Source organism: Helicobacter pylori, assembly GCF_001998165.1.
In the GTDB taxonomy this organism is placed as follows: Bacteria; Campylobacterota; Campylobacteria; order Campylobacterales; family Helicobacteraceae; genus Helicobacter; species Helicobacter pylori_DL.
The window spans coordinates 1-242 of record NZ_MTWR01000133.1 but is presented as its reverse complement, the minus strand read 5'-3'; the positions used below and the strand labels follow the sequence as shown (position 1 = coordinate 242).

Sequence of the window (242 nt, the reverse complement as noted above, 5' to 3'; positions counted from 1 at the left end):
ATTGTCGCTCTTGTGGGCCAACCTAATGTAGGGAAATCCTCCCTCATCAACGCTTTGAGCAACGCCCATTTGAAAGTGGGGAATTTTGGTCAAAAACACGAAAACAGAGAAGATTTTGCGAGCGAAAAAGAGCTTTTAGAGGACTTTTTCAAATACTTTAACGAAAAGCAACCGCGCTTGATAAGTTTCAATGGCAGAGGTTTTGACATGCCCCTACTCACGCTCAAAGCCCTTAAATACAA

The 242-nt window shown here is 42.6% G+C and carries 1 protein-coding gene; it reads left to right on the top strand.

The window, feature by feature from the left end; translation table 11 throughout:
• Nucleotides 1-242: GTPase (locus tag BZK24_RS08535; RefSeq protein WP_171972437.1), on the top strand; the 242-nt coding region annotated here is incomplete at both ends.